We start from the raw sequence: 25,915 nt of genomic DNA on the forward strand, positions 1-25,915 counted from the left end.
TCCCTACTTTACTTATCTGGCTCCGTCACCAGTCATGATGACTTTTAACGTTTTTACCATAATCTTCGTGTCGAGAGAAAATGTCAAGTTTTGAATATACTGTAAGTCATGTGTTAATTTTTCACTTGGACTCATTTCATATCCGCCATTTACTTGAGCAAGACCTGTCAGCCCCGGCTTTACCGCCAACCTTTTTGTGAAGCCTGGAATCGTCCGATTAAATTCTGCGGTAAACATCGGTCTTTCTGGACGAGGACCTACGATACTCATTTCTCCTTTTAACACGTTGATAAATTGCGGAAGTTCATCAATTCTTGTTTTACGGATGAATGCCCCCACTTTGGTGATACGCGGGTCATTTTTTTGCGCCCATTTCGCTCCTCCGCTTTCTGCGTCAATTCTCATCGATCTGAGCTTCCATAATTTAAAGTAAACACCGTCTTTCCCGACCCTTTCCTGCATATAAAAGGCTGGCCCTGGTGTTTCCAGCTTAATCAAAAGAGCAAACAGCAAAATGATTGGCGTACTCAACATCAATCCGATGAACGAGAACATTAAATCTATGAAACGTTTTGCAAATAAATAACGAACCATATGTTCTGTTAAGGCAAAAGAGTGATTTCGTCTCACTTCATATTCTCTGTAAAGATTCATCGCTTTCTCTGCACTCACTGACCTGCACCTCACCATTCAAAGTAGTTGTTGTGTAAAGAGATGTTCTATGAAAGTCAGTTTAGCAGAGCAACATTAAGCAAATGTAAATGCGCTGTTAAGTCTTGTAAAACTGTGTTAAGAATGTGCACTTATATCAAGTTATGCCCTTTTGAACGTAAAAAAGACCCGCAATTCTGCGGGTCTCCGGGTCTTTTCTTTATTTTGCTTTTACAGATTCGATCGTTTTTAATCGAAGTGTTCCGTTTGCATCTTTTGTATAGGTTACTTTTACTTTTGATTCTTCTTTTAAGCTGTTCACTTGTTTAGAAAATGTATTTCCGAATTGAATAGCTACTTCTTTTCCATCAATGTTGACAGCAATTGTATGTCCATCAGCCAAACCGACATATGTGCCTTCTTTGGTGACTTCATTTTTCTTATTAGTCGTTGATTCTTTCTTTGTTTTAGAGTCACCTTTAGAGTCAGCTTTTGATTGGTCTTTAGCAGGTTCTTCTTTTGTAATTTCTTTGCTTGAGCTGTCTTTTGCCTCTTCATCAGATTGACTTGCTGGCTCTTCTGTTTGAGCAGCTGTTTCTTTACTTTGATCATCTGATTTTTCATTTTTTGATGATTGATCTTCTGATTTTTTGTCCGCAGCCTTATCTTTGTTTTGATCGGCTGCTTCGGTTGTTTCTTTTTTGCTGTCATCCTTTTTGTTATCGCTTGATTGATTTGTTGTGCCGCACGCTGTGAGCAATACACCTAGAAGCAATACTAGAAACGGCATTGTGATTAATTTTTTCAAAATCGTCACCTCTTCATGATTTGTCGGTTTGCTGTCGTTTGAAGATTTATGTGTAAACCATTCACCTTCTATGTTTCAATTATAACAAACATAACCAAAAATGAAATGTATTTTTAACTTGACACTTCTTTTATCGGTTCATTTTGCGTCAAAGTAATTGGACACACCAGTTGTAATTCCAGAAGCCAGCCGATCCTTTGCAGTGGTAGATTTTAAAATACTCGCATCGATTGGACTTGTTACAAAGCCGGTTTCTAGCAAAATACTCGGCATTCTAGAATATTTGATGACGTAGAACCCTGCTGTTTTCACTCCGCGATCTTTTGTTCCAAGGGCACTGACCATTCGAGGCTGAACCTGTTGTGCCAGCTTGACACTATGAGCAGCCGCATATGTCGTATCATAATACGTCTCCCGCTGTTATCATTTGCGTTGGCGTGGATACTGATGAAAATATCAGCATTGGCCTGCGCTCCTTTACTGACACGTGTCTGCAAGGAGTCAAATGTATCAGAAGTTCTCGACATGACAATAAGGGCACCTGCTTGGTGAAGCCTTGACCGCAGCTTTAATGCTACTTCTAAATTGATGTTCTTTTCAAGCAGCCCATTCCCTATCGCTCCCGCATCCTGCGCACCATGACCTGGATCAATAAAAATTGTTTCGCCTAACACCGCATTTTTCAACTGCGTGATGACATTCGTTTGAACGGTTGATGTTCCGCCTACCACAGAAAAAGCTGACATCTGTTTGGCTCCGATGACTTTTCTGATAGCATCCGGCACCGTTTGAGCGTCTGTGAGAAGAAGGGTTTGGCCCTGTTTCGCTGCTATACTTGCCGCAGCGGCTGCATCTGCATAGGCATACCCATAACTTATAAATGTTTGGCTTGTCTTCATTGGATACGTTTTAGCAATTTGGGCAGCCACCTCATACCGATTGGCTCCGCTTATTCTGACTGGTGATGGAAGCTTTTGAAAAGCCGTTTTATTGACACTTGCTTCTCCGCCGATCACAATGGTCCGCTTGACCGCTTTATTTTTTAATAGATTGGCTGTTTCCTCTCGCAGCCCTTTCGCATCTGTTAATAAAATGGGATAGCCTTGTTCGGCAGCGTATGGAGCAATCGCGACAGCATCAGTATAAGCAGAACCATTCACGACGACAGCCGCACTAGCACTCTTCATGTGCTTCGCCACATTTGCCGCCAATTCATAGCGGTTCTTTCCTTGAATACGGGATACGGATAGATTCATCGCTTTTAACTGCTTCACGACTTTTTCAGAAATACTCGCAGTCCCGCCAAGAATTGTTACACGCTTCGTTTTCAGCTGCTGCAACCCTGTCTTTGCAGCATCCGAAAGACTGCCAGCATTCGTTAAGAGGACTGGGGCCCCTTGCTGGTATGCATAAGGCACAGCACTCAGGGCATCTGCATAAGCATCACCGCCCACAAGAACAACGGCAGGCGCTTCCTGCCAGCCCCTTTTCGCGGCATTTACCGCCACCTCATACCGATTGCTTCCTTCTATCCTCGATACAGTGTGCTGGGCAAAAACGGATGGTGTATATAAACATAGTGAAATAGCAATCAGTAACATACATTTGATATCAACACGCATGAAGTCAACCTCCTCGGTTTGAACCCTTCACCCAGGAACTTCATGAACTTTTGAAAAAAGGCTGCCGAGTACGTTCTCGAGCAGCCTAAGAGGAGTATCTGAGGCATCCCTCAGGTTTGTGTTTTCTTATCTAAAATAACCTGACACACCGCTTGAAATACCTGACGCTAATCGATCTTTATACGTAGCAGATTTCAAGATGTTTGAATCAACTGGACTGGAAACAAAACCAGTTTCTAAAAGAACGCTCGGCATCTTAGAATATTTAATGACGTAGAAGCCAGCTGTTTTCACACCACGGTCTCTTGTACCTAGTGCACTGACCATTTTAGGCTGGATGTTTTGCGCCAGCTTCAGGCTGTTTGCAGCCGCATAGGTTTTGTCATAATACGTTTCTGTTCCGTTTGCACTGCTGTTATCGTTTGAGTTCGCATGGACACTGATAAAGATATCTGCATTTGCTGACGCACCTTTGCTCACTCGTGTTTGAAGACTATCAAATGTGTCTGATGTTCTTGACATGGTCACAAGTGCACCAGCGTTGTTTAATTTCGTATTTAAACGCTTTGCTACATCTAAATTCAAATTCTTTTCATATAATCCGTATCCTACAGCTCCTGAATCATGCGCACCATGACCTGGATCAATGAATACTTTTTTCCCAACAGCCGGGTTTTTCAGCTGGTTCACAACAGTTGGTGTCACTGTATTTGTACTGCCTACGACAGTAAATTTGGTGATTTTCTTGCTGCTCACTGTTGATCTTGTTACTTTTGGCAGCGTCTTTTCATTCGTTAGAAGCAATGCTTTGTTTTGCTTCGCTGCAATGCCTGCAGCAGAAGATGAAGTGGCATAACCAAATCCTCTTCCTACATAGGTATTATTGACGCTCATATTGTACTTTTTCACAATATTGGCCGCGACATCATAACGAGTCGAGCCTTTGATTCGTGTTGGAGATTTCAATTGGTTATAAGCGGCTTTTGTGACGTAATTCTCTCCGCCGACTACAATGGTTTGTTTCACATTGCTTGCTTTTGCAACAGAAGCGATTTCAGAACGAAGTCCCTTTTTATCTGTATATAGAATTGGGAATCCTTTTTGAGCTGCTACAGGTGCAATCGCAATCCCATGTGCATAGAAAGAACCCTCAACGACAACGACGCCTGCTGGCTTTTTCATTTTTTTCGCGATATTGGCAGATAGCTCATATCGGTTTTTTCCTGAAATACGCTGTGTGGAGATGCCCATTTTCTTCACTTGGTTGACCACGTTATTTGACACACTTGATGTGCTGCCTAAAACGATCACCGTCTTTGTTTTTAATGAAGTTAAGGCTTTCTTTGTATCACCCGAAAGACTTTTACTGTTTGTGTAAAGAACTGGTCCATTTTTTTGATATGCAAGTGGAATTCCTGCTGTTGCATCTGCATACGCAGTTTTCCCTACTAAAACGACTGTACTTGCAGTTCCCCATCCTTTTTTCGCTACGTTTGCCGCTACAGCATATCTGCTCCCGCCATCAATTCTTGAGACTGAATTGTCTGCCAATGCTGTTGGAACGATAACGAAAATGGCGATGAGGCTGAGGATGGCTGTTTTCATCATTGAGCGCATCTTCTATGTCCTCCTTTTACCCTTTAATAGTTTGTTAGTTTTGTACCTGGATAGTAGAACGAGAGTATGGAAGAATATGAGTTTCCAGATTCAGCTCTCGCTTTGGCTCCGTATTGGCTCATACCAATGCCGTGGCCATATCCTTTTCCTGAAATCGTGAAGTCATTTGTGTTGTTTTTGACTGACGCAAACGTGCTTTTCACCTTTGTTGCGCCCATGACTGATCGAAACTCGGTCATCTTCATACTTGCCGTTGTGCTTTTGTTTACCGAATATGTGCCTGTTTTGTTTTTCAGATGGTATGTCAGTTTGATCGATACCGTCTTCGCACGCTGGCCTTTTGTTTTCCCTGAGAACGTCAGGCTTGAGATCGATGCGATTTTCATATCAGATGCAGCAGTTTCTTTGTTTTTGAGCAGCCATGATTTCAGGCCGGCAAGGTCAGCTGCATTTGTCTCTTTTGTTTTAGACCATTGAGAAGCTGCTGTGCTAGCAGTCCATGTCGTGCCTAGTTGTTTTTTAGAGAGTTTCAGTGTCCATGGATTGACTGGATCTTTTGGATCCTTTTTGGCCACTAAGTATGGCAGTGCATTTCCCCATACTTCTTCACTTGCCTCTGTATAACCGCCATTGCTAGAGTAATAGGTTGCTGAAATGAGCTGATTGTTATATTTCAGAACCTTTCCTTTTGTGGCATCGACAGCTTTTGTCGAATTTGTATACCAGTTATATCCTCCATATACTTGGAAGGCTGTTGTATCAGGGACGACTTTTCCAATACTTTTCACCGAATACGTTCTAGCAGCAACCGCCTGTGCTTTTAACGCTTCAACATTCCAGCTTGCAGGCATTTCATTTGGCACTACACCTTTTAAATAGTCTTCAAATGGAATATTTTCGAGAGTCGGCCTGATATACCCTGATTCAATTGCAAAGTTTACGCTGCCTAAATACGGCTTTCCTGCAATTTGAAGGACATTTTTTGTTGAATATTTCTCAGGAACAACTCTTACTGTGTTATACGTCTTTATGCCTTTTAATGAAATTTTTCCGTTAGAAATATTCAATTGGTAGTTTTGATTTTTTTTCAGATAGACTTGTTTGGCTAATGAGTTTTTCAAGCTATCTTTAATTGCACTTGTGCTGCCAGCAAGATGATAAGCATATGTACCTTTTTCCTTCAGCAGTGCTTTTAAAGACGCTGTGACAGAATCGGGCTTTACATACACAACCGTACTGTTAGATTTTGCAGCCAATTGAGACAGCGGCATCGCATAAATATAGCTAGAGGCTTTTGCCAAATAAACTTTATCTGCATTAATATTTAATTTCTTTATAATATTCACAGATAATTCATAGCGATTGGCACCGCTGATTCTTGTCACCTGTGAGGTTTTTTTGATTTGATTTTCAACTTTTTGTCCAGTACTTTTCGTACTGCCGATGATGATCACTTTACTTGGCATTCTATAAGACGGAATGGAATCTTTTTTTGTTAACAGGATAGGGTATCCCTTTCTCGATGCGTAGGATGCAATGGCAATCCCATTCATAAATGAGTTCCCGCCGACAACGACAGCTTGCTTATAGTTACCCATTTCTTTAGCGATTTTTTGGGAGATTTCAAACTTATCTTTTCCACTAATACGTCTGACTTTGCCATACTTTTTAATAGACTTCTCAGCAGCTGTTGAAATGCTTTTCGTATTTCCGACAATCAGAATATTATCCGGCTTCATTTTCTTCAGCTGGTTTTCTGTTGTTTTCGTCAGTTTTTCAATATTCGTATACAAAATAGGTGCGCCCAGTTTGTATGCTAACGGTGATACAGAAATTGCATGATCAAATGCATCACGACTGACAATGACAACAGTTGATGGATTTTTCCAGCCAGCAGATGCGATGCTGTTGGCTACTTCGTATCTATTTTTGCCGTCATATCTTTTTGTCACAGCAACATTTGATCCTGATAGCTTGTATTCCCCAGTTGTTGAGATATCCATGCTTGTTTTGTTTCCGATATAATTAGACAATTTCACTGAAATTGCCGAGCTTGCCATGGCAGACTGAAAGGGTGCAACTAGTAGAGTCAGTATCATGAGAACGATTAGTGTAACGCCTGTTTTCTTCAATTTTGTTCATCCCGCCCATCTTTTTTACTTCTGTTTTTCAATCTTCTGGATTTCCTTTTGACCACTGTCATTAATAAAGTAAGAGATTTCTACTGTGTCTCCTGGTTTAAATTCATTTAACACATCTTTAAAATTATCCGTAAATTCATAGCTTAGGGTCGTATTCACTTTTTTCACTTCGACTGTATGTGCATCAGCCATTCCAATAAATTCAGCTTTCTCTTCCAGTACCTGAGGAGTTGAACTGCTTGTCTTGTTTTCTCCTGAGGACTGCTCAGCCGTTCCACATGCTGTGAGCACGATACCTAGTAGCAGTATTAAGAACGGTAAAACGACGATTTTCTTCATTTTTTTCACCTCATGTCTTTGTATCGTCTTATAAGTTATTATTTTAAGGTAAATTTAAGGTTTTTTGAAACCTTTTTTTTGTTACAACGTCTATATCTAGGTTCAGAGTAAAAAAATAACTTGTTTATCAAGATTCGTAAACCTATAATCATGGAAGAATCATAGAAAAGGTGAGGGACATTATGAGAGCTGAAAGAAAAAGAAAGAAGAAAAAGGTTCTTTGGATTGTTTTATCGATTATTGGCTTATTCGTATTAGCAACTGGCGGATACGCATATCATCTTTGGAACACAGCAGCATCGACCGTTGCAGGCATTCAGGAGAATTTAAAGAAGTCAGATAAGCGTGACAAAGATGTCGATTTAAGTAAGAAAGACCCGATTTCTATTTTAGTCATGGGTGTCGATGAACGAAAAAATGATCGAGGCCGTGCAGATACATTAATATACATGACAGTAAATCCAAAAACGAAAACGACCGAGATGGTGAGCATCCCGCGTGATACGTATACGAAGATTGTCGGAAAAGGCACAATGGATAAAATCAACCACTCCTATGCATTCGGCGGTACACAAATGGCAGCAGATACTGTAGAGGAACTGCTTGATGTACCTGTTGATTACTTTGTCAAAGTGAACATGGAAAGCTTCAAAGATATTGTTGATACACTTGGCGGTATTACAGTAAATAGCACGTTTGCATTTAGTTATGACGGCCATTCATTTGGTACAGGAGAAATTAACCTGAATGGGGATCAAGCCCTTGCCTATACGAGAATGAGAAAGCAAGATCCAAAAGGTGACTTCGGACGTCAGCAAAGACAGCGTCAGGTCATTGAAGGCATCATTGCAAAAGGTGCCAACATTTCATCTATTACGAAATTCGGCGATATGTTCAAAGTCGTAGAAAATAATATGAAGACAAACATGTCATTTGATGATATGTGGACGATGATGAATGATTATCGTGATGCAAGACAGCATGTGAAGCAGCACGAGTTGAAAGGATCAGGCACACGTATCAATAACATTTATTACTACCAGCTTGATGACAGCAGCCTTGCGAATGTGAAGAAGGAATTGAAGGAAAGTTTGGAGCAGTAAAAAAGAAGACTACAGAAATGTAGTCTTCTTTTTTATGATTGAAATGGAACTGGTTTTTCTTCACTTAATCCAAAACGATGGAGAAGCTCTTCGACAATTCGTTTTGACGCTTGTCCATCACCATATGGATTAGACGCCTTCGACATGTTGTCGTACTCTTTCTGATCGACTAACAGCTGTTTTGCCATGTTGTAAATGGTCTCTTCATCTGTACCCGCGAGCTTCAGCGTACCAGCTTTCACACCTTCAGGGCGTTCTGTTGTATCTCGCAGAACTAATACTGGCTTCCCAAGAGAAGGCGCCTCCTCTTGGACACCGCCAGAATCCGTTAATATAAAGTGTGAGGCAGCAGCGAAGTTATGGAAATCAACGACTTCAAGCGGCTCAATTAAGTGCACACGATCAAGATCACTGAATTCTGTTTGAGCCGCATCACGAACAGCAGGGTTTAAATGTACAGGATATACAACCTGAACATCTTCAAACTCTTCTACAATACGTCTAATCGCTCTAAACATGTTTTTCATCGGCTGGCCGAGATTCTCCCTGCGATGAGCCGTTAACAAGATCATTTTATCTGTGCCTATTTTCTCTAAAATAGGGTGCTCATACTGTTCTGTAACCGTTGTTTGTAACGCATCAATCGCAGTATTCCCCGTCACACAAATCGTCTCTTCTTTTTTATTTTCAATTAAAAGATTCTGCTTTGCCTCATTTGTAGGAGCAAAATGAATATCAGCAATAGTGCCTGTCATTTGTCGGTTCAATTCTTCAGGGAACGGCGAGTATTTATTGTGTGTTCTTAAACCCGCTTCAACGTGACCAACCGAAATTTGGTGGTAGAATGCGGCCAAGCTTCCTGCAAAGGTTGTAGTGGTGTCTCCATGAACAAGGACAATATCAGGTTTTTCCTCTTGGAATAGTTGATCTAGTTTCAAGAGTGCATTTGATGTGATTTCGGATAATGTCTGGCGTTCTTTCATAATATTTAAATCATGATCCGGACGAATGTTAAAGGCTTTCAACACTTGATCAAGCATTTGCCGATGCTGTGCAGTCACAGTGACTGAGGATTTGATTTGCGGATGTTTTTTCAGTTCAAGGACAAGGGGTGCCATTTTAATCGCTTCAGGCCTCGTCCCGAATACAGTCATTACATGTAATGTTTTCAATAGTCGATGCCTCTTTCCTTCTCATTTATCATAAGTGTATTATACAAAAGAATAGGAACGAATCCTAATCATTCTATTTTCAATTTTTACATCTCCTTTACTCTTTTCAACATAAAAATTTACACAAACTCTTTACAATAGATAATGAATCAGATCATGCATTTATCGTAAATCATTTGTCATTTCTATCATTTGTAAGTTACACTTTATGAAAGATGAAAAATGAAGCCAAATCATTTTTTTTATATGTAAGGAAGGTGCAAAGTTCATTGAAAAAAGTACGTAAAGCCATTATACCAGCTGCAGGTCTTGGGACACGTTTCCTCCCTGCAACAAAAGCAATGCCTAAAGAAATGCTCCCAATCGTTGATAAACCAACCATTCAATATATTATTGAAGAAGCTGTAGAATCAGGAATCGAAGACATTATTATCGTCACTGGAAAAGGAAAAAGAGCCATTGAGGATCATTTTGATTTTGCACCAGAGCTGGAGCGCAATCTTGAGGAAAAGGGAAAGAGCGAGCTTTTAGAAAAAGTGAGAAAGTCCTCTAACATTGCTGACATTCATTACATACGTCAAAAAGAGCCGAAAGGACTTGGACACGCCGTTTGGTGCGCACGCAACTTTATCGGTGATGAGCCTTTTGCTGTTTTATTAGGTGATGACATTGTTCAAGCCGAAACGCCTGGGCTTCGCCAGCTGATGGATGAATACGAAAAAACCCTTTCATCTGTCATCGGGGTTCAGCAAGTAGCGGACAGCGATACGCATCGCTACGGGATTATCGACCCTCTTACACAAGAAGGACGCCGCTATCAAGTCAAAAACTTTGTTGAAAAGCCGCCGCAAGGAACAGCACCATCGAACCTAGCCATCTTAGGGCGCTACATTTTCACGCCAGAGATCTTTATGTACCTCGATCAGCAAGAAATTGGTGCAGGCGGAGAAATTCAGCTAACAGATGCCATTCAAAAGCTGAATGACATTCAGCGCGTATTTGCCTATGATTTCGAAGGGAAACGATACGATGTCGGCGAGAAGCAAGGCTTCATCGAAACGACGCTTGAGTTTGCTCTTCAGGATGAAGAATTGAAAAAGAAACTCATTCCATTTATGAAACAGCTTCTCGAAAAAGAAGAAGTGAATTAAAAAAAGCTGCCATCATCGGCAGCTTTTTTATTTAATGACTGAAATAGTCAGTGTATGCTGTTCATTATCAATGACAAACAGGTTGTTTTCGCCCTTCACTGCGAACTTTGTTCGTTTCTCATTCATCCAGACATTTTGTTCTGTCAGCCCAAGTGTAGAAGGAGAAATTGGCATAATGTCGCGAAACATAATCGTGTTTGCCTGACCATTTTGAATGACATAGTCGGTTTTCTCTGTGGTCAATCGCTCAATCGTATCTCCTTGATCATTTTTCACTGAACTCAGCGTTTGCATTCTCTGTTTCAGCACAGATTCTTCTTTTCCAAGGAAAGAAAGTAAATACTCATACGAACCTGCCGATGCAGGCGATACATAGGAATTAAACTGTCCTGGTCCAATGGATAATGACTTTAAATTCTCTGCATTTTGAAGCGCAGCAGGTTTAACAAAATACGTTTCTGACGCAGTTTTAATTTGAACGGTTTGTTTATTTTCAGCCACAGCCTGTACTTCTTGTCCAAATGTCAAAGTGACATCGGCCTTTTTTTTCATGGCTTGGTCTTTGTAAACCTTGAGGGGATCAGCCGTGACAATCGCCTGTTGATCCACCTTTTTCATATCAGGCGCTCCTTTGGTCTGCGGGCTTTTCGACTGAGGCGCTTCTGTCTTATCTGATGGGATTGCACCAAATGTCGCCAATGTACGAAGCGGGCGATCTGAAAACATCGATAAGGCTAGCAATATCGTTAAGACCGCTAAAACTGTCACTTGAAATGCAGGTCCGAACAATGAGCGGCGTTTTCCGTTCTCTTGATAACGAGACACCTTTTCCGTCTTTTGTACGCCTTTTCTACCTTCTTTATGTTCCATTTGGTATTTTTGTTTTTCTTTCTTGGAAAGCTTGTTAAACCACTCAACAAACTCCTTATATTCCTTCACGACCTTTTTCGTATCATCAAACATACGAAGCTCACCATAATGCATCCAAGCCACCCGATCACAGATTTTTTGGATTTGGCTAATAGAGTGACTGACAAAAAAGATCGTCTTTCCTTGTTCCTTGAATTCTGTAATGCGGTCCACACATTTTTGATAGAAGGTTTGGTCTCCAACAGACAGTGCTTCATCAATAATCAGGATATCTGGATCGATATGCGCTGAAATGGCAAAGCCAAGACGTGATTTCATTCCACTTGAATAGCTCTTAACCGGCTGGTCAATAAAGTCGCCAATATCCGCAAACTCTACGATTTTTTCATAAAGCTCGTCTATCTCTTTATTCGTTAGTCCCATCATTAAGCACTTTAAACGAATGTTGTCTTTTCCGCTTAACTGGTTGTTCAGCCCTGCTGCAATGGCAATTAACGAAGGCTGGCCGTCCATATCAATTTCACCACTTGTCGGTGGAATGATTTTCGCTAGAAGGTTCGACATTGTCGATTTCCCCGATCCGTTAATTCCTACAAAACCAATTGTCTCGCCTTCATATACATCAAAGGACACATCACGAACAGCAAAAAAACCTTTTTCATTTTTATTAGGAAAAAACAGCCCTTTAATCTTATCTGACTGCTTTTTATATAGGACGTATTGCTTGGATACGTTTCGAAACGAAACCTTTAGTTTCATCGTATAATCTCCTTACTTTTTAAAGAAAATCGACAAATTTATCCCTAAATTTCATATGAAGCAATGAACCGACTGTTAAAAGAAGAAGCGTGATCAGCCAAAAATAAAGTGTGTATTTGACATCATGGAAGAACCATTCTCCCTTTAACAAACTATTTCTAAAACCATCAATAATGTAGAAAAGAGGATTCAATTTTAATATGTCCCCAATCCACGCTTTGTCTCCAGTGAGCTTCTCTGAGATATTCCAAAAAATCGGCAGCAAAAAGAAAAGTAATCGTGTCACAGATTGTAAAAGAAATTGATAGTCTCTCACGAGTACGCTAATCGTGGAATTAAACAAACTAAACGAAAACATAAACGCGATCATACAAATAAGATAGTATATATATTGCAGCCAATGTGCGTCAGGATAGATGCCATAGGAAATCAGCACAATCAGATAGACACCCATCATGACAAAGTAGCTGAACAAGTTGGACATAATCACCACAGACGGCAGCGCACTAATCGGAAAATTCATCTTCGATACCATATTAATGCGTTTAAACACACTGTTTGATCCATCAAGAATGGTCGGACTAATGAAAAACCACGGGATTAATCCGGCAAGCATCCAGATGATAAATGGAATCTCCACACCGCCAATGACAATTGGCTGTCCTCCGCGAATGCCCATACCAAAAACAAACCAGTAAGCCAGCATTTGAATCAATGGATTTAAAAACTGCCATAAAACACCTAAATAATTCATCTGATATTTTGATTTTGTTTCATAAACAGCAAGTCGCATAATCAGCGGAAATGAGCTGATTTGCTCCTTTAGTATCGTCAACATTGCGTTCATTGTTATCTTCCTTAACAAAAGTTTTGAGCACCAAAATTAAAAGCACCGCTCATAATTGTAACAGATGTTGTTTATTTTTTCACTTTAAAGACAAAACAAAGATGCTATCCTTCATAAGTATAGGAATTATTTGCTTGATCATAGGTTATAAGCAAATTTGGGATGATATTTACATTTCAGAATAATGTATGTTAAACTATCTTGACTATATAATCAGAGCATATTAATTGAATATCCATATTATAGTTATTCAGTATTATTTTTACTAATTAAAAGTAGATTATTAACTAGATTTTAAGGAGAGAGACTATGGTTTCTTTAGAAAGTATTTTAACTAGTAACTCTATCTTATCTTTGTTCATACATTCATATGATAAAAAAGACCTAAAAACAATAAATTTCATTCGTGATAATCAATCATTTGATTTTCCTCTACAGCAGAATAAAGATGGTTTTTACGTAGCAGAAATACGTGCTAAAGACATTCTCCCTCTAAAAGGTTCTTCTTTCAGTATCTTCGTAGCAGATCAAGGTGGAATACTCACTCCGCTGCAATATGCCGTTCATCACAAATGGCAAAGAAAGATTCTGCATAGAGAATTGGCTGTATTAATTAAAAGAACAAGCAATGAAAACTTACAAACAAAAATAACATTCGAAATTTTAAATGCTAAAAAAAGAACAAACTTATACAAAACCAATATGATTGATTTCATGCTTGAAAATTATACTCTCACAATAAATGGTGTTTCAAACATTTTAGACATTGATGCTCCATTAGATCAAAGGAAATTCTTTATTTCACTTCATAGAGTACCTTCAAAGGATAAAATATTATTTCCTGTTGATTCAATTTCAGAAGATGGAATTTGGTCTGCACACGCAGATTTAAGTTCACTTGGCCTTCATAATTTATATGAGGGTATCTGGCAAATGCATTTTTATGAAGAAGTAGAGGGTAAGTTACTAGGATCGTTTATAAAAGACAGAAAAAAATTGGTTTCTACAAATTCATTTAAGACTGCTGATCATCTCTTTCAATGTCAATTTAAAAAGAAAAATAGTGGCTTGATATTAGATGTCAAACAAGAGAGTCTACTCGTTTCTTTTAAAGAGAGCTATATTCAAAATCAAACGATGACTGCAAAAATATCTATAGCAAGTGAACAATTAGCATTAATAGATCATCATGTTTCTGAAATTCATATGATAAATAACAAAGACACAGAGAGTACTGTGTTAACTAGAATTAAACGTATAAATGATGAAGATTTTATTTTAAAGATACCTTTTAAACGCATCATCGAAGCCTTACAAGAAGGAAGTCAGAAACAATCTGACTGGCTCTTTTTGTTAACAAATAAGAAAAGCGAGAAGACTATTTTCGCCAAGGTCACAAATACCCCTTTGACTTTTGATGAGAATAACGTTCTGAATATATTTGAGAAAGTGCCTTTTGAAGTAGGACTACACCGAACTGCAAGTCAAAACTTGAGTTTTACAGTTAGGAAAGCTAGAACCGTAAGAAATCTCTATCAAGTCAAAAAAATACGCGGCCACTACTTAAAAGTTGAAGGCGCTGCTATCTTAAGAGGCTTAGAAATGCCTCATTCAGATTCTGTTAAGCGTTCATTAGTCCTAAAAGAACGCGCATCTTTAAAAGAAATAACCATTCCCGTACAAAATAAAAGAGACTTAACTTTTGCTTATCATTATAAACGGGACAAGAAAGACTATACGTACTGTGGGTTCAAAGTGTTATTTGATACATCCACACTTCCTGAAGAAAAAGGAGTTTGGGATTTCTTTATAAGATTCGATACAGAAAAATTTTCATTTAATAGACGTCTAGGGTTTGTTAAATATACTTATAAGAAAGACAAGTACCTTTCTATTATCAAATATAAAGGCAACGATAATAATAAGATTTTTAATTTTTCGTCAACGACACCTAAGGGAAATTTGAAACTAGAAGTGCTTCCCTTTAAATCTTCTATTTCAGAGGATCAAATTAGTGAAAGCAGAGAAGAAGTTTGGATTATAGGAGAAAGACCAGATACTGCTCAAGATACTGGTTATCACTTTTTCAAATATTGCAGAGAAAAGCATCCTGATAAGAAAGTTTATTATGCTATCGAAGAAGGAAGTAAAGATATTCGAAATATCGAACATCTTGGAAACGTTCTGATCATTGGCTCAGCTGAACATATTGAAAAAACACTGCAAGCTACACACTTTATCGGTTCTCATGATCTAGAATATTTCCTTCCATTTAAAATACCACAATATCAACATACGAAGAAAGCAAAAAGAATCTTTCTTCAACACGGTGTAATGGGAAGAAAATCAGCCGAATATCATCGATTTTTCTATCAATATCCTTTTCATATAGTTTGTGTCAGCTCGGTTTATGAAAAGAAAATGATGATGGATCATTTTGGTTACAAAGAATCAGAGGTTAAGGTGACTGGCTTATCAAGATTTGATCATTTAGCTAATTCTAAGACAACAGATCATAATGGTGATAGAGAGATTTTAATCATGCCAACATGGAGAGAATGGCTCAATACAGAAGAAACTTTCTTAAAATCGGATTATTACGAGAAGTATATTTCGATTCTAAAAGATGAAAAACTGCTTCAAGAATTAAAAAAACATAGAGTGAAACTCTTATTTTATCCACATTATCGAATGCAGCCATATATTTCTTATTTCAACAAATATAAGAGTGATGTAGTGTCTATTTTAGAATTGGGTGAAGTAAACGTTCAAGAATTATTAATGAGAGCCTCTCTCCTTATTACCGATTATTCTAGTGTGTCATTTGATGTCAGTTTTATGAAAAAACCAGTTATATATTATCATTTTGATTTTGAAGAATTTTTCAATAAGGGTATTTTAAGAAGTAAGGAAGAAACTTTCCTAGGTGAAATTGTAGAAGATCAAACAAGCTTAGTTAATGAGATTATTCATACGATTCATAATGGTTTCCGGGAAAAATTATTTGTTGAAGAAAGAAGAGATTTAATTCTAACGTATACTGATAACAAAAACTGCGAAAGAATTTTCAATGAAATATCTTCTTTAAAAGATGATGATTTCTCAATCATTGCTTCCTTAACAAGAGTTTCTAAAGAAACTCTTCAAAATATAAAAATAGCGACCATTCAAACACTAGTCCGTAACTATATTTTCACAATCAGTGTTAAAAAAGTAAAAGTGTTAAAAAGTAAATCTCGAAAAACGCTCAAAGCTCTTAAGACAATTAAAAGACATCTAAAAAGAAACATACACAAAAGAAACTTTTCTAATTAAATATTTATTTTTTGAAGATGCCAGTCCGAGACAATCGACTGGCTTTTTTTGTTTACTAATCGAGATAAAAAACACCTTTAAGTGAAATCAACTTAAAGGTGTTTGTCTCTTGATCAAAATCTTGTTCATACAATAATGCAAGAATTTTAAGCATTATGTTTTTTATCAAACACTACTTCAACGACCCGCTTCGAAGATTCTCCAGTCTCTAAGTAACAGAATTTCTCATAAAACGGTGCAAATGAAGCTGGTAGTGTAAAGTCTGGCTGTTCTGTTTCTCTCACACAGTCAATGACACTTGCTGTCTCTTTCACAAGTGGTCCAGGTGCTTCTTGTTCAAAGTCGAAGTAGAAGCCTCTGAGCTTGTCACGATATGTTTCAATGTCTGGCACATAGAACAGCATCGGACGTTTGAGGTTTGCATAATCAAAGAACACCGATGAGTAATCTGTGATGAGCAGATCTGAAATCATATAAAGGTCTCTAATGTCTTCGTAATGAGAGAAGTCATAGGCAAAGCCTTCATACGGCCCTAAATCAAAGTTTTCAGCAACTAGATAGTGCATACGCAGAATGATGATATATTCATCTCCGATTGCAGCTCTGAGTTCATGCAGATCAAGGTCTAAATCAAATTTGTACTGCCCTTTTTTATAAAATTGGTCGTCTCTCCATGTCGGTGCGTATAAGATCAATTTTTTATCGAGCGGCAGGTTCATTTTTTGTTTCAGTGCTCTCATCGTTTCTTCATTGTTTTGATTGTGAAGGAAGTCATTTCTCGGATATCCTGACTCAATCATGGTCTTTTGGAATTGGAACGCACGTGTAAAGATTTCAGTCGAGTAGGCATTTGGAGAAATGAGATAATCCCAATTCGATGCTTCTTTTGTGAAATTCTTTTTGTATTTCTTCGTGTTTGTTCCAGGCATATGCACCTCGTCCATGTCCATTGCCAGCCGTTTTAACGGCGTACCGTGCCAAGTCTGCAAGTATGTTGTGTGATCTGGCTTTGGAACCCATAGCGGCAAACGGCTGTTTACGACCCAATACTCGGCTCTTGCCATCGCAAAGATCCATTTTAATGACAGACGATTGATATAGTAGATGCCTTTTTCCTTAAACGGTGCTTCATGACCCTTTTTAACGCTCCAGATCAGCGTATATTCAGGGTGATGTTCTTTCATATACTCATAAATCCCACGCGGGTTACAACTGAATTGTTTTCCGTTAAAACTTTCAAAAACAACCGTTTTCTTTTTCACAGACAGCTTACTCGCCAGTTTAAAGGTCGTTTTAAACGTTCTTGTCACAAGACGGTTACGGACTTTTTTGATTTTACTGATCTTCTTTTTGAATTTCTTCCACTTGCTTTTGACGTAATACTTGGCACGTGTTTTCATTGTGTAATCATTAATACGGATGCCAAGCGTTTGTCTTTTTTTCTTTCGGTACACTTCATATCGAATCGGTACATCGTTTCGTTTATGAATTTGAACAAGTCCTTTGAGTTTGTTCGAGCGGTCTCCAAGCACTAAAGAAGTGGTTGTTAATGTTTCCTCTACTCCGTTTACATCGCAGATAAATTCAAGATAGAAGCGATATACAAAGCGTTTGTTTAATGAATAGGTCAATTCCTCTAAAGGGACTTCTGCTAAAAATTGATAAAGCTGTGGTACATGTTGATCATCACGGTATTCGATCACTTCGTCTTTTATATGGGTAATATTAACCGGAAAGCGATGTTCAATTGGTTCTTCACCATTTTTCTTCAATAGAAGCTTTGCTTCTTTGATCTCATACGGATGTTCTGCACTTAGAACGCCTGCATAACCAGACAAAGCTAACATACATCCTTTGTTGAGCTCGATATGATTGAATTTCACAACCTTTAGCTCACGCTTGATTTTCAAAGAAGCATTCCCTTTGTCTGTACGGTATGGAATGATACACAGCATGGCGTCTTTATTTTCTAAAAAGGTCAGCTCAGGCTTTTCTATTTCCATTTTTAAACGGCGTTTATAGTTTGACGTTTTCTCTTCAGATTCAATATCTGTATTGATATCCGCTTCTTTTACTTCTTCTTCCTCTTCTTCGGAATCAGAATCATAAGCTGAGTCCTCAAGCTCGTCCTCATCCTCTTCTTTGTTTGTGCTCAAATAGTCCGTGACATACAAGTTATATGTCTGGCCTTGCTCTAACGCAAGCGGCAGCGATGCTTCATTCAATACCAATTTGAATAGATTCTCTTCTTGATGAACAAGCGGAAGGAAAAGTTCTTGTTTCGAAACTCTCTCCCTCATAAACAAATAAAATTCTCTATCTGTTAATGGCATGTCATCGTTGATGCGAATCAGCATTTCTAGTTTCTCATGATGATTTTTTAACCCTTCAACGACACTCTTCTTATGAATTCCCTCTTCAATCATTAATCGTTAATCTCCTCTGTTCAGAAATCTTACCGTTATGTTATATCACTATTTCACTTTCCAAGAATAGTTGCCTTGTTTCGTTTGATATGACCATCCATCGATGGACGATGGTTTATTCGTAAGCAGCTCACCTTCTATTTCTAGACGCTGCAAAACCTCTTGAAGTTCTTCTGTTTTAAAACGAATGTAAAAATCCACAAATTTCGTTTGGTTGATTTCAATGTTTTTCTTTGTTTGAAAATGGCCGATTGGGAAGCTGACTTGATGGTTCTCATCGATTGTTTGAGAGATGATTTCAGCTCCATTCACTCGATCATATCCTGCGAAATCAATTTGCACATGATCCGCATGACTCATTTCACCTTTTAACTGGAGTTGAAGGTGAAGAACATGATGCTCAGAGCTTAGATCACGCAAGACCCATTTCATGCTGTCAACGATCCCTCTCAGTTCATCTTTATGCTCACGATTTTCGAGCATATGATGAATCGCCGTATTCCAAACAGTCTCTTCGTCAGAAGGAACAAGATAAAAATAGGCTTGTTCCCCCAATAGTTTTTCGACATCTTCTTTATGTTTAGTATCCCCAAAAAAGACAGCATCCACTTGCTGTTTTCTTATTTGTTTAAATAATTCTCCATATTGAGAATTGACTTGATGCAGGTCTTCTTCATAATGTGCGTGATGCACAAATGCAGCGTAATAGGTTGTTTCAGGCTGATCGATTTTAAACAGGTGGCGGTCCTGATCACGATCCTCTGTGATCATCAGTTTCAAACGGTCATTTTGTGATTGAATGCTGGATAGCCATAATTGTTTAATATCCGTCTTCTTTGTAAATGTTTGAATTCCTGTTTTTTTATACCAATTAATATGCCGAACTGGATTCTTTTTTGCATCACCAGGATAAATGATCTCCATATAGATGCTGCCTTCGTCATTGATTAATTCCTCTAAGTATAGAGCACCTGTATGTGGAACAAAGCTTTGTACTCTGCACAAAATGCCCTGCCAATTGTATTCTTCCCTCTTCACTAATTGCTGGATTTCATTATATTGATCAATATAACAAATGGGAGAAGAAGGCAATTCATATCTCGTCACTTGAATCGCGGACGTATCTTCTGGAAAAATAGCTTCATTGATCTGATGTGACGATTCACCAGCAATAAATTCTGAGTAACGTCTTTTACTTCCGCTTTCCGGTAAGATGTAGTGTTCAAATACATTCAAGATGTCCACTTGGCTAGGAAATGTCTCCTCCAAGCTGTGAATACGTTCCTTCACATTTGCATCGTAATTTAAAGTTAAAATTGCAGTACGTTTATGTTGATCAGCCAAAGGCTTAATCCTTGTCTTTAAAGACTTCGTTAAGCTCTCATCCTGTTTTGGCACATCACCCACAATAAAGTAATAGTCCATATCAGGCACGTCCATTGATGCCATCGTTTCATGTTGTTCAGATTGATCCAATGTGTCTTCAACTTTTTTCTTCATCCAATTTTGAAACAAAGGAAGCTCTCCTTAAAAATAATGATGACTTGCTCATTGTATTTTACATGAAAAAGTACTTCTCACCAAAAGATAAGAAGTACTTTTTTTCGATCTATTAAAGTCCCGCAATTTCTTCCTTAATTTGTGTTGTCGAGATGCCTTCTGTTCTCTTCAAGTATACGACTTCGCAATGTTCTTTTAAGAAATCGAATTTACCTTCCCAGTCATCTCCCATGACAAACACATCGATATCATGCTCTTGCACGTCACGGACTTTTTGATCCCAGCTGTTTTCTGGAATGACTTCGTCTACATAACGAATGGTTTCAAGAATCAGCTTTCTATGCTCGTAGCTGTGATAAGCTTTTTTTGATTTTTGTAAATTAAACTCGTCTGTAGAGATGGCCACCACTAAGTAATCTCCGAGCTGCTTTGCACGTTCTAGCAGCTTAATGTGCCCCCAGTGTAATAAATCAAATGTACCGTAAGTAATAACTTTCTTCATTGCAAACATAAACTCCTTTCTTCAATCCTTATTCGACTGCATTCGTGCAGTAATTTATCCGTAATTCTGTGATATTCGATTCGCTCTTCGGAACCTCATTATATCACAGCGCCCACCAAACGTTAAGCGGATGTAAAGACAAACTATTTCCAATTTATTGGGCGCAGGAGGAAAAGTCCGAAGAATCAATGTTTCACAAAGGATCGTCCAGATGAAATGATGAAAATGTCATGAAATTTAAAGGTTTGTAAAGTTATTGTTAATATTTCATGGAGCATCTGTGATAAAATGATGAGTAGGCGAAGAATGAATTTACAATGAACGTTCATAGATAACAAGTTAAAAAGGAGGTCTAAACAATGCAAACAGAAGTGGTCTCTAACCTTTCTTATGTAAACGGCGACTTAGATGAATTTATCAGCTATATGAACCAGCATCATATTTCTCAGAGAAGAGGCGCCATGATTGCGACTGTCAATCCAGAGATAGGCTATGCCGTCATGAAGGATCATGCGTACCATCAAGTCGTCTCATCTGCGGATTATGTACTGCCGGATGGCGTAGGCGTCGTATTGATGTCCCGCATGACCCAAAGTCCGCTTAAGTCTAGAATTGCCGGCTTTGATGTCTTCATGTCTATGCTTGATCTAGCAAACAAGCAGTCTAAAAGAATCTTTTTATATGGTGCGAAAAAAGAAGTGCTTGAGGCAGTGAAACAGCGAATTGATACGGAATATCCAAATGTGGTCCTTGCCGGAAGCTGTGACGGCTATCAAGCAGATAAACGTTTCGTAGCGAAGCAAATCGCGCGCTCGAAACCTGATATGGTGTTTGTTGCATTAGGTTATCCAAACCAAGAGAACTTTATTTACGAATACCGCCATTTATTCCCGCAGGCTGTTTGCATCGGTTTAGGCGGAAGCTTTGATGTATTTAGCGGAACGGTGAAGCGTGCACCACGCTGGATGATTAAGACAAATACAGAATGGCTGTACAGATTGATTGTGAATCCATGGAGATGGAAACGAATGCTCAATATTCCTAAGTACGCTTTTGCCGTATTAAAAGAAAGCAAAGGAAAAAAACGTTACTATCCTGAGCAAGTAAAGGATCAGACGAAGCAGCTGTGAGAGACTGAAAAATGATGAATATACGCTCAATGATGATTTCATGTTACGCAGCTTTTATTTCTTTCATTGGATGGCTGATGAGCGGCGTGAAGCCTCGTGAAAACCAGGTGACGCTGCTTGTTTCATTCCAAGAGAATGCGGCTGCTCTCATTCATACTTATCAACAACAGGCGAACATGACAATGAAGCTTACTGTCCTCTATACGAAGCATGCTTCTGCGATAGAAAAGGACGAGCCTCATCTGTCATTTCGCTATTTTCATGAAAAAAATCCTCTCCATCTCATTCAATGTCTGTATACGATGTTTAAAAGCAAGGTTGTCGTGACAGATAATTATTTTCTCATGACGAGTGTGCTCAGAAAACGGCCTTCTACCACCTGTATTCAAGTATGGCATGCCAATGGGGCTTTGAAAAAATTCGGGCTCGAAGATGCTTCAAATTCTGAACGAAGTCCCCGTGACATCGAACGCTTCAAACGTGTCTATGCGTCTTTCGATTACATTGTGACAGGCTCAGATCACATGCGTGAGATTTTCAAGACCTCGTTTGGGGTCAAAGATGATTGCTTTTTACCAACTGGTGTACCACTGACGGATGTGTACTACGAACAGCACCAGCCTTCCTTGAAGCTAAATGATATCCCAAAAGGGAAAAAGATCCTGCTCTATACACCAACTTATCGAGACTTTGCAATGGACGGTCTTCTGCTGCCTTTTTCAAAAGAGCAGTTGCAAACTGAGCTGAATGGCGATTATATTCTGCTCGTCAAGCTTCATCCTGCGGTCAAACATTTGGCGAAAGCAGAAACAGACGGTGAATGGATATTTGATGTGTCCGATCAGCCGCTCTATCCATTGCTTTGTGCTTGTGATGTCCTGGTGACAGATTATTCGTCCATTGTGTTTGAATATGCACTGCTCGAAAAGCCTGTGTTGTTCTTCACTTATGACTTAGACACTTATCGAGAGAAACGCGGCTTAGTCGATCGGTATGAAAATATCATTCCTGGTAAGGCTTGCGTCACTCAAGACATACTCTTGCAGGAGCTTTTGCGCCTAAACGGATCAACCAATAAAGAACGAATCAAAACCTTTGCTGAGGAATGGAACCAATATTCAAAGGGACAATCCAGTCAGCAGCTCCTCTCATTTATTGAACAGCAGCTGCTCTTACACAAAAAACGTCCGGCTTCTCATTAGGAAGCACGGACGTTTTTTTATTTGTTATACACCGGGATATCATAATACAGCGTATAGTCATCAAGCAGGTTATACAAACTATACATGCGAGTGACTTGCTTAGAAGCCCAGCCAATATCTGTTGCATATTGATGAGTCGCTGCAGCCGACCAGCGCATTTTATAAATTGTATCTTGCTTGTATGTGGCATTATTGATATAGCTGTTGCCAATGAATTTTGCTCCGCCAATAATGGCCGCCTCTGGCGTGAACCATTGTTGTTCATACGCATACTTTGCACCAAGATAATTTGGATTGCTGTCATATGCGCCAATGCCATACATGTTATAAACTTTCTTTCCATTATACAATGTACCATTCGCTAAAATGGAACTTCCGTTACCCGTTTCAAGCAGCGCATGAGAAATAAGATAAATTTCGTTGATATGATACGTTTTTGCTGCTGTAATAAAGGCTTGTCCTTTACCCGCAAGAATCCCTTTTCCTGCTAAAATCTTTGAATTGACCTCTGCTGGATTGAGATTCGCAGCTTCAGAGAGTTTCAGAAATTGAAAATAAGATTGCGTGCCTTCGGCAATATTAGCTGGATCTACATATTTTTGCACCTCTGCTGCACTTGCATTTCTCCAGCCGAGGTTGATCCTGATCCAGTTCCCTTCTTTCCCAAGCTGTTTCACTTTTGCTCCTTTATTGAGCTGTGCCACAATGTTGCTTGCAGAGCTAGAATCAGGTGTAGAACGGACATTTAAGCCATCCGTATTCACTGTCGATGTGGCTTGGTCTACATATGGTGCATAAACATAGGCCGCACCATCTGTCTGTGGTGATACCTTCATTTGTTTGTTGACCATCTCATTGACAGTAAGGTTGTAGTTCGTTTGCATGACCATTGGGCCATTTTTAATTTTTACGGCTGTGGCGGTCCAGCCATATTGGCTTTTCACAAATGCAATGGCTTCATTTACAGTTGGTAACCCTGTAAATTGCTGCGTAATGTTGATTTTGTAAGTTGGTTTCGTTGTTGTTGTATACGCAGCGGTTTCATTCCGTTTTTTGAAAAATGCCAAGCCTTGGTCACGCAGTGCAGCGGTGGAGATGACACCTGTTTTGATCTGATATTGAGCATAATCGGCTGCGCCTGTTTTTTGAGCAGCGGCCTTCATTTTTTGTTTCGTCAAATAGCTGAGTGCTTGATTCAGTTTTGTCTGATTCACTGTCGGCTCTGTCGTGATACGGTATTGCTTGACCGCTTCTGTCAGCGTTTTTGTACTGCTGGCAATGCCATTTTTCTTGATGATCTCTTGAGCCTGCTTCACTTTACTTTGTTCATATACAGGCGTTGTCTTGAGACTATACGTTTTGCTGACAGCTTGTCCCTTACTTGTCTTGATGCTGCTTGTCAGCTTCTGCGTTTTTAAGTAGGCGGCACCTTTATTCACTTTCGCTTGGTCCACTGCTTGATTGACGACGAGTCGATACGTGCTGTCTGATACCTTGCCTGTTTTTTTCGTTGTCGCAGATACTTTTTTCTTTTGGAAGAAAGCCGCTGCTTTTTTCGCCTCGTCATCTCCTAAAAGGTTTCCCGTCACGACTTGATATGGCTGTGTGGAAGAAATCTTTTTGGACGTGTAGCGCCATTTCTTTTTCTTGAAAAAGGCTACCGTTTTGCCGTAAGCTGTATCGTTCAATTGATTGAGCTTCACGATATAATTTTTTGTTTTTCCCACTCGCTGGACAGCACCTGCAGCACCGGTTTGTTTCTTAATCTGAGCTGCAGCTGAAGCTGCTTGTTTGTTGTCTTTAAAATAGCCTGATTCCAAGCTGTAGACATTTTTTAAGGCACCAGTCTTTTGAATCTTCCCGCTGATCTTTGCTTCTTTTTGCAGCTGGGTAAGGAGCGTCTGTGCTTTCGACTGGTTCGCTTGTGCAGCGGATGTGACGATGTAATACGGCTTACCCGCTGTCACCGTTTGAAGCACTGCTGTTAAGCCGGATGCCTTTTGAAAGCCTTGCAGAATGGTATTCGCCTTACTTTGTCCAACAATACCGCTTGAAATCAGCTGATACACAGTGCCAGCTTTCGTTTCGGTTTGGTATGTACTGGTGACACCTGCCTGCTTTTGCAGCTCAGTTTGAATATTTTTCACTTTCGTTTCAGAATCAATGGTTCCTGATATGACCTGATAAGAAGGTTTGCTTTGATTGATGACTTCATAGGAGCTATTGAGCCCTGATGTTTTTGTTAGCTCAAGTGAGAGCTTTTTCGCCTGACTTTCATCATTGACTGGGTCAGATACGACCTTTTGTAAAGGAAGGCGGTCACCTACTGGAGACACCGTACCACTCATGCCCACTTCTTTTTTTAATGCAGCTGCACTTGCATTCGCTGCTGCTTGCGACTCATATCCTGAAGCAGTGAGCTGATAGGTCGACGTAGTTCCTGAGGTTTGATAAGTGGCTGTCCACTTTTTGTCTTTCTTTAGTGTTTCCACTGCTTTTTTCACTTCTGCTTCTGTTGTAAATACCTTTGAGGTGTTCATCGTATAAATGGATTGATCGACATAGGAGGCTGCTTGCGCTTCTTTACCCGTGTGTAATGTCATACCAAAGGCAGCTGCGAGTAACATAATCTTGATGGTTTTTTTCACGTTCCCTGTCCCTCTCTTAACTTTGCATAATAGTCTACTAATCTCTTTATCGACAAAAACAAGTACTCTTTCAAGTCATTTATGCAATAGAAAAATAGAGGACCCTCTCGAA

General features: G+C 39.3%; 17 protein-coding genes and 1 pseudogene. 5 read left to right on the plus strand and 13 right to left on the minus strand.

What is annotated here, in order from left to right; all coding sequences use genetic code 11:
• Window positions 1-12 precede the first annotated feature (12 nt).
• From NSU11_RS17185 to NSU11_RS17210, 6 genes and pseudogenes are all read right to left on the minus strand, one after another.
• On the minus strand, window positions 13-672 hold the full coding sequence (locus NSU11_RS17185; RefSeq protein WP_024423636.1) for an exopolysaccharide biosynthesis polyprenyl glycosylphosphotransferase: 660 nt from the start codon (window positions 670-672) through the stop codon (window positions 13-15).
• A gap of 199 nt (window positions 673-871) precedes the next feature.
• Window positions 872-1,468, minus strand: coding sequence for a hypothetical protein (locus NSU11_RS17190; RefSeq protein ID WP_243837411.1), 597 nt, complete (start codon window positions 1,466-1,468; stop codon window positions 872-874).
• Between the two features lie 129 nt (window positions 1,469-1,597).
• Window positions 1,598-3,081: pseudogene (locus NSU11_RS17195) on the minus strand (cell wall-binding repeat-containing protein).
• A gap of 126 nt (window positions 3,082-3,207) precedes the next feature.
• Window positions 3,208-4,698 (minus strand): N-acetylmuramoyl-L-alanine amidase, encoded by a 1,491-nt coding sequence (locus NSU11_RS17200; protein ID WP_151862840.1) that lies wholly within the window; start codon window positions 4,696-4,698, stop codon window positions 3,208-3,210.
• Window positions 4,699-4,721: 23 nt separating this feature from the next.
• Window positions 4,722-6,830, minus strand: coding sequence for a SpoIID/LytB domain-containing protein (locus tag NSU11_RS17205; RefSeq protein WP_073207608.1), 2,109 nt, complete (start codon window positions 6,828-6,830; stop codon window positions 4,722-4,724).
• Between the two features lie 24 nt (window positions 6,831-6,854).
• Window positions 6,855-7,178 (minus strand): hypothetical protein, encoded by a 324-nt coding sequence (locus NSU11_RS17210; protein WP_024423640.1) that lies wholly within the window; start codon window positions 7,176-7,178, stop codon window positions 6,855-6,857.
• Between the two features lie 182 nt (window positions 7,179-7,360).
• Between NSU11_RS17210 and NSU11_RS17215 the strand changes: the two genes are divergently transcribed.
• Window positions 7,361-8,281, plus strand: a complete 921-nt coding sequence (locus NSU11_RS17215; protein WP_024423641.1) for a LytR family transcriptional regulator — start codon at window positions 7,361-7,363, stop codon at window positions 8,279-8,281.
• A 32-nt stretch (window positions 8,282-8,313) separates the two neighbouring features.
• Here the strand turns inward: NSU11_RS17215 and wecB are convergent, their stop codons facing one another.
• Entirely contained in the window at window positions 8,314-9,453 is a 1,140-nt protein-coding gene (wecB, locus tag NSU11_RS17220) for a UDP-N-acetylglucosamine 2-epimerase (non-hydrolyzing) (protein ID WP_151039816.1), read from the minus strand.
• A 269-nt stretch (window positions 9,454-9,722) separates the two neighbouring features.
• Here wecB and galU point away from each other — a divergent pair, with 269 nt between their 5' ends.
• Complete coding sequence (galU, locus tag NSU11_RS17225; protein ID WP_008343198.1) at window positions 9,723-10,604, plus strand: UTP--glucose-1-phosphate uridylyltransferase GalU; 882 nt, start codon at window positions 9,723-9,725, stop codon at window positions 10,602-10,604.
• Between the two features lie 27 nt (window positions 10,605-10,631).
• Here galU and tagH read toward each other — a convergent pair whose 3' ends face one another.
• Window positions 10,632-12,233, minus strand: a complete 1,602-nt coding sequence (gene tagH / locus NSU11_RS17230; RefSeq protein WP_198456603.1) for a teichoic acids export ABC transporter ATP-binding subunit TagH — start codon at window positions 12,231-12,233, stop codon at window positions 10,632-10,634.
• Window positions 12,234-12,252: 19 nt separating this feature from the next.
• Window positions 12,253-13,080, minus strand: a complete 828-nt coding sequence (locus NSU11_RS17235) for an ABC transporter permease (protein WP_024423644.1) — start codon at window positions 13,078-13,080, stop codon at window positions 12,253-12,255.
• Between the two features lie 309 nt (window positions 13,081-13,389).
• Between NSU11_RS17235 and NSU11_RS17240 the strand changes: the two genes are divergently transcribed.
• The gene (locus tag NSU11_RS17240) at window positions 13,390-16,395 is read left to right on the plus strand and encodes a CDP-glycerol glycerophosphotransferase family protein (RefSeq protein ID WP_024423645.1); all 3,006 of its coding nucleotides are present in this window, start codon (window positions 13,390-13,392) and stop codon (window positions 16,393-16,395) included.
• A gap of 146 nt (window positions 16,396-16,541) precedes the next feature.
• On the opposite strand, the gene NSU11_RS17245 is transcribed toward NSU11_RS17240, so the two are convergent.
• From NSU11_RS17245 to tagD, 3 genes are all read right to left on the minus strand, one after another.
• Window positions 16,542-18,821 carry a CDP-glycerol glycerophosphotransferase family protein gene (locus NSU11_RS17245; RefSeq protein WP_342493688.1) on the minus strand — a complete coding sequence of 760 codons (2,280 nt, stop codon included), beginning with the start codon at window positions 18,819-18,821 and terminating at the stop codon, window positions 16,542-16,544.
• Between the two features lie 48 nt (window positions 18,822-18,869).
• Complete coding sequence (locus tag NSU11_RS17250; RefSeq protein ID WP_342493689.1) at window positions 18,870-20,336, minus strand: alpha-glucosyltransferase N-terminal domain-containing protein; 1,467 nt, start codon at window positions 20,334-20,336, stop codon at window positions 18,870-18,872.
• A gap of 97 nt (window positions 20,337-20,433) precedes the next feature.
• On the minus strand, window positions 20,434-20,823 hold the full coding sequence (gene tagD / locus NSU11_RS17255) for a glycerol-3-phosphate cytidylyltransferase (RefSeq protein WP_008343212.1): 390 nt from the start codon (window positions 20,821-20,823) through the stop codon (window positions 20,434-20,436).
• A gap of 359 nt (window positions 20,824-21,182) precedes the next feature.
• Here tagD and NSU11_RS17260 point away from each other — a divergent pair, with 359 nt between their 5' ends.
• Window positions 21,183-21,953: a WecB/TagA/CpsF family glycosyltransferase gene (locus NSU11_RS17260; RefSeq protein ID WP_024426277.1), complete on the plus strand. Its 771-nt coding sequence runs from the start codon at window positions 21,183-21,185 to the stop codon at window positions 21,951-21,953.
• An 11-nt stretch (window positions 21,954-21,964) separates the two neighbouring features.
• Entirely contained in the window at window positions 21,965-23,155 is a 1,191-nt protein-coding gene (locus NSU11_RS17265; protein ID WP_342493690.1) for a CDP-glycerol glycerophosphotransferase family protein, read from the plus strand.
• Window positions 23,156-23,172: 17 nt separating this feature from the next.
• On the opposite strand, the gene NSU11_RS17270 is transcribed toward NSU11_RS17265, so the two are convergent.
• On the minus strand, window positions 23,173-25,803 hold the full coding sequence (locus tag NSU11_RS17270) for a glucosaminidase domain-containing protein (RefSeq protein ID WP_073207622.1): 2,631 nt from the start codon (window positions 25,801-25,803) through the stop codon (window positions 23,173-23,175).
• Window positions 25,804-25,915 lie beyond the last annotated feature (112 nt).

Origin of the sequence: Bacillus sp. FSL R5-0712, from assembly GCF_038593285.1 — a bacterium.
Taxonomy (GTDB): domain Bacteria; phylum Bacillota; class Bacilli; order Bacillales; family Bacillaceae; genus Bacillus; species Bacillus safensis.